Source organism: Actinomyces sp. Marseille-P3109, assembly GCF_900323545.1.
In the GTDB taxonomy this organism is placed as follows: Bacteria; Actinomycetota; Actinomycetes; order Actinomycetales; family Actinomycetaceae; genus Actinomyces.
Map to the genome: position 1 here is coordinate 1 of NZ_OOHN01000001.1, position 5,300 is coordinate 5,300.

The following is a 5,300-nucleotide window of genomic DNA, read 5'->3' on the forward strand; positions in this document are numbered from 1 at the left end:
TCTCCACCCGAGTCCTCAAGGAGCCCCCACATGACCCAGCAGTCCGAGCAGTCCGCCCCGGGAATCACCTACGCCGCCGCCGGGTCCCGGGCTACGACGTCGTCGAGCCCAGCGGGCTGCCGGAGGCCAGGTCCGGGCGGGTGATGCTGCCCAGCGGCACGGTGCGGGCGGCGGCGTCGGCCTCCTCGCGGCGCCGCCCGCGGTAGGCGGCCGGGACGCGGCGCACCGGGATGGCGGCGGACTTCAGGCTGCGCACCGGCGGCGGGATCGGGTAGTCGCCGGTGAAGCAGGCCAGGCACAGGTCGTCGGCCTTCTGGCCGCTGGCGGACACCATGCCCTCCACGGACAGGAAGCCCAGGGAGTCGGCTCCGATGGACTCACCGATCTCCTCCACGCTCATGCCGGTGGCGATGAGCTCGGCGCGGGTGGCGAAGTCGATGCCGTAGAAGCAGGGCCACATGACCGGCGGGGAGGAGATGCGCACGTGGACCTCGGCGGCGCCGGCCTCGCGCAGCATCCGCACCAGGGCCCGCTGGGTGTTGCCGCGCACGATGGAGTCGTCGACGACGACGAGGCGCTTGCCCTCAATGACCTCGCGCAGGGGGTTGAGCTTGAGGCGGATGCCGAGCTGGCGCAGGGTCTGGGTGGGTTGGATGAAGGTGCGCCCCACGTAGGCGTTCTTCACCAACCCCTGCCCGTAGGGGATGCCGGATTCCTGGGCGTAGCCGATGGCGGCCGGGGTGCCCGACTCCGGGGTGGCGATGACGAGGTCGGCCTCCACCGGGTGCTCGCGGGCCAGGGCGGCGCCCATCTCGTTGCGCGAGGCGATGACGCTGCGCCCGGCGATGCGGGTGTCGGGACGGGCCAGGTAGACGTACTCGAAGACGCAGCCGGCCCGGCGGGCGGTGGCGAAGCGCGAGGAGCGCACGCCGTCCTCGTCGATCTCGATGAGCTCACCGGGCTCGACCTCGCGCACGAAGGCGGCGCCGACGATGTCCAGGGCGGCCGTCTCGGAGGCCACGGCCCACCCGTTGCCCAGGCGCCCGAGCACCAGGGGGCGCACCCCGTGCGGGTCGCGGGCGGCGTACAGGGTGCCCTCGTCCATGAAGACCAGGGAGAAGGCGCCGCGCAGCATGGGCAGGACCCGGCGGGCGGCCTGGTGGACGCTCAAGGGGGCCGGCGCGGAGTAGGCGGCGTCGAGATCGGCGTCGTCGGTGATGCCGGAGGTGAGGATGTCGGCGGCCGAGTCCCAGCCCTCCAGGGTGCCGTGCTCGGAGACGAGGTTGAGCAGGGCGGCCAGGACCGCCGTGTCCGTGGAGGAGCCGCGGCCCAGCTCGCCGCTGAGATCCTCCCCGGAGGTGGCGTGCACGGCGTCCATGAGCTCGCGGGTGTTGGTGAGGTTGCCGTTGTGGGCCAGGACGAGGGTGGAGCCGGCCGCCGGGCCGAGCATCGGCTGGGCGTTCTCCCAGGTGGTGGCCCCCTGGGTGGCGTAGCGGACGTGGCCCACGGCCATGTGACCGGTGAGGTTGGACAGGGCCTGGTCGTCGAAGACCTGGGAGACCAGGCCCAGGTCCTTGTAGACGAGGATCTGGGAGCCGTTGGAGGTGGCGATGCCGGCCGACTCCTGACCGCGGTGCTGGAGGGCGTACAGGCCGAAGTAGGTCAGGCGGGAGACCTCCTCGCCGGGGGCCCACACGCCGAAGACGCCGCACTCCTCGCGCGGAGAGGGCTCGAGCTCGTCGGAGTGGTCGTCGGGCAGGGCGGTCAGGCTGGGCGCGCTCACGGGCGCCGCGGGAGCCGTCGGATCGGTCTGACTCGACTGGCTGGACCGACCGAGAGGCTCCGAGGAGCCGGCCCGCGGGATGCGACGGGCGTCGTCGGGGCGGTCGAAGGCGGTCTGCGAGGGGTTCTCACCGGTACGCACACGCACAGTCTGTCATGACCGGACGTCGCCTGACCATCGGCGGGCGCCGGAGCCGGCTCGCGGACGGCTCCGGGATCAGCTTGCTCCCATCAGGACTCCGACGACGATCATCGCGACTCCCAGCACTGATCGCCCGGTGAACGGCTCACGCAGGAGCCACACCCCGGCGATGACGCCGAAGACGACGTTGAGGCTCCTGGAGGTGGCGACGACGGACGGAGGCCCGAAGCGCATGGCGACAAGCACCAGCGCATAGCTCGCCGGCACCAGCACCGCGATGGGGAGGGCTCGGGCCCAGCCGGCGGCCAGCGCGGCGGGCAGCTCGCGGCGACGCCGGCCCAGCACGACGGTGAGCAGCACGAGCTGAGCCAGACTGGACAGCGCCATGTAGGGCACAACAGAGACGTGCAGGTGCGCGACGGCGAAGGCGTCCCACAGAGTGTAGGCGGCGGTGCAGGAGGCGACGGCGCTGCCCGCCCAGAGGCCTCGGGCCCGGGTCAGATTCCGCCACGTGGCACCCGAGGCGAGGACGACGCCGGCGAGGACCGCCGCAAGCGCCGCTACCTGCATGACGCTCGTACCCCCGTTCCACGGCGCCGCCACCACTGTCACCAGGACCGGCGCCAGTCCGCGTGAGACCGGGTAGACCACTGACAGGTCCGCCGCCGAGTAGGCGCGTTGGAGAACCGCCGCGTAGGCCGTGTGCAGCGCCGTGCTGACGAGGGCCGCCCACCAGGCCGGGCCCAGTCCTCCCGATGACGCCACCACCGTCAGCACCACCAGCCACAGCGGTGCGGTGATGGCGCTGTAGACCCACACGAAGGCGACGTCGGAGGTACCGGACCGCTTCACCAGCACGTTCCACAGGGCATGCAGGGCGGACCCGGCCGCGACCAGGGCGAGGGAGTATCCGAAAACCATCATGTAGACGGTGTCTACCATGTTGTAGACGCCGTCTACAAGAGGCAGGCTAGGGCCATGAGCCAGACAACGGAGGACCGTCTGATCCAGGCGGGGCGGCAGCTGCTCGAAGAGAACGGCATCAGCGCGGTGACGGTGCGGGAGGTGGCCCGGCGCTGCGGCATCTCCCACGGCGCACCGAGGCGCCACTTCCCCACCCTCGCGCTGCTCCTGGCCGCGATCGCCGAGGCGTGCCTCGGAGAGCTCCGCGAGCGCATCGCCGACGCCGGAGGAAGCCTCAAGGGGACCGCGAGGGCCTACGTCGCCTACGCCGTCGAGCATCCCCATGCCTTCGACCTCATCACCCGCCACGACGTGCTGGCCGGCAGCGGCCGGGAGCTTCGGGCCACGTCCCTGCCGCTCCTTCAGCAGTGGCGGACCCGCTTCGCGGAGCAGCGCCCGGACGCGCCCGACGCCGCCGCGACCGCCGCCTGGGCGGCCGTCCACGGCGTTGCCTCGCTCGCCTCACGGGGCGTGCTGGACCTGGTCGGGACCGATGCCCAGGAGCTGCTGGATCAGATGCTCCCGCAGGACTGACGCATCGGGCGCCTCAGGGCTGGTGCGTCAGGAGCTCGAAGCGGATGCCGGCGGCGGGGTCGGCGGCCAGCAGGCGGACCCGCACGCGCTCGCCGACCGGGAGGCGACCGCCGTCGGAGGCACCCTTGCCGGCACGGATCTCGGTGACGACGGCGGGCTCGGCCAGGACGAGCTCGCCGCGGCCGTCGCGCTCGGAGGTGATGACGCCGTCGAAGACCTTGCCCTCGTGGCCGCGCAGGACCAGGGCCTCCAGGGCGGTCAGGGCTCCGCGGCCGATGGCCCGGGCGCGCTTGCCGGTCTGCTCCATGATGCCGGGCAGCTCGGGCAGGGTCTGGAGCACCCACTCGGGCACGGGCGCCTGGGCGCAGGCGGCGATACAGACCTCCTCGCCGTAGCGGTCCACGAGGCGGCGCAGCGGGGCGGTGACGTGGGCGTAGCGGGCGGCGATCGCGGAGTGGACGGCCTCCTCGGCGTCGGAGGCCTCGTCGTCGGCCGGGACGCCGACACCGTCGACGCCGAAGGCGAGGTAGCCCGACCCGCGGAAGAGGGACATGGCCTGGTCCATGAAGGCCGCGTGGGCGGGCACGGCATGGTCCAGGCTGCGCACGAGCTCGGGGTAGGACCGGGCGGCCGGCCAGTCGATGTCCAGGGCCGCGGCGACGCGCCGCAGACGGGCGTAGTCCTCGGGGCGCGCCGGCGACAGGGTCCGCAGGATGCCGACGCCGCACTCGACCATGATCCGGGCGGCGCACATGCCGGTGAGCAGAGAGATCTGGGCGTTGTACTGCTCGGCGGGCTCACTCACCCGGTAGGCGAGCCGGTAGCCGTCCGGGCCGGGGACCTCGGCGGACTCCGACTCCCCCGCCGGCCCTGCCGCCTCGGTCACCTCGATGACCTGCTCGGGCGTGGTCATGCTGATGCCGCCTCGGGCGGCCTCCCGCTCCAGGCGCAGGCGGCCGATCTCGGCCAGGAGCCCGGGCAGGTCGTCGGGGGCCGACGGCGGCAGCGAAACCTCACCGTCGATGGCGGCCTGGACCTGTGCGTAGGTGAGGCGGGCCCGTGAGCGCACGAGGGCCCTCTCGACGCGGGCGGAGACGACCTCGCCCCGGGCGTCGAGGTCGATGGTCCACAGGCAGGCCGGGCGGTCCACGTCCTCCAGGAGGGAGGCGGCGCCGTGGGAGAGGACCTCGGGGTGCAGGGGCGTGGCGGCGTCGGGGGCGTAGATGGTCTCGCCGCGACGACGCAGCTCAGCATCCAGGGCGCCGCCGGGGGTGACGAAGGTGGCCAACGAGGCGATGGCGTAGCGGACGCGGTAGGCAGCCGCCGGTTCGGTCGCCTCCCCGGTCGCCGCGCCGGCGCTCTCCGACTGCCCGGTCAGGCGCTCCAGGCGCACCGCCTGGTCGAGGTCCATGGACCCGGGCGGGTCGATGGTGACCAGGCCCAGGTCGCGGGCGTCACGGGCGCCGTCGGCCAGGAGCCGGGCGGGACCGTCCTGAGCCCAGGCGCTGGCGGCGGCCTCGGCCTCGGCGAGGGCCCCGGGCGGGAAGGCAGTGGGCGCCTCGTAGCGTGCGCGCAGCGCGGCCAAGGCCTCGGTGACCTCGGCGGGTGGGGCGGTGTAGGTGCTCAGGCGCGTGCGACTCATGGGGTGAACCTACCGGCGCGGGCCGTCGGCGCAGTGACAAACAGGCGAGCGCAGTTCCCCAGCGCGCCTCACACATCGACATTTTCTTCACAGATGACGCGTATTCGCGTCGGTGGAGTCAGGTGGTGTTTGCACCGTTGATGATGTCGTTGAGTTTCTCAGTTGGGGTCTGTCCGTTCAAGACGATGCGGGGTCGGCGGTTGAGGCGGTCCTGGATGTCTTGGATCTGGGTGTCGG

Annotated in this window: 4 protein-coding genes; 1 reads left to right on the plus strand and 3 read right to left on the minus strand. The window is 72.8% G+C overall.

What is annotated here, in order from left to right; all coding sequences use genetic code 11:
* Positions 1-91: 91 nt before the first annotated feature.
* Together purF and BQ8008_RS00010 are read right to left on the minus strand one after the other, a co-directional pair.
* Positions 92-1,924, minus strand: coding sequence for an amidophosphoribosyltransferase (gene purF / locus BQ8008_RS00005; protein ID WP_108832278.1), 1,833 nt, complete (start codon positions 1,922-1,924; stop codon positions 92-94).
* Between the two features lie 75 nt (positions 1,925-1,999).
* The gene (locus tag BQ8008_RS00010) at positions 2,000-2,866 is read right to left on the minus strand and encodes a DMT family transporter (RefSeq protein ID WP_108832275.1); all 867 of its coding nucleotides are present in this window, start codon (positions 2,864-2,866) and stop codon (positions 2,000-2,002) included.
* Between the two features lie 36 nt (positions 2,867-2,902).
* On the opposite strand from BQ8008_RS00010, the gene BQ8008_RS00015 reads away from it, so the two are divergent.
* Complete coding sequence (locus BQ8008_RS00015) at positions 2,903-3,421, plus strand: TetR/AcrR family transcriptional regulator (protein WP_108832276.1); 519 nt, start codon at positions 2,903-2,905, stop codon at positions 3,419-3,421.
* A 13-nt stretch (positions 3,422-3,434) separates the two neighbouring features.
* Here BQ8008_RS00015 and BQ8008_RS00020 read toward each other — a convergent pair whose 3' ends face one another.
* The gene (locus BQ8008_RS00020) at positions 3,435-5,063 is read right to left on the minus strand and encodes an RNB domain-containing ribonuclease (RefSeq protein ID WP_108832277.1); all 1,629 of its coding nucleotides are present in this window, start codon (positions 5,061-5,063) and stop codon (positions 3,435-3,437) included.
* Positions 5,064-5,300: the final 237 nt, after the last annotated feature.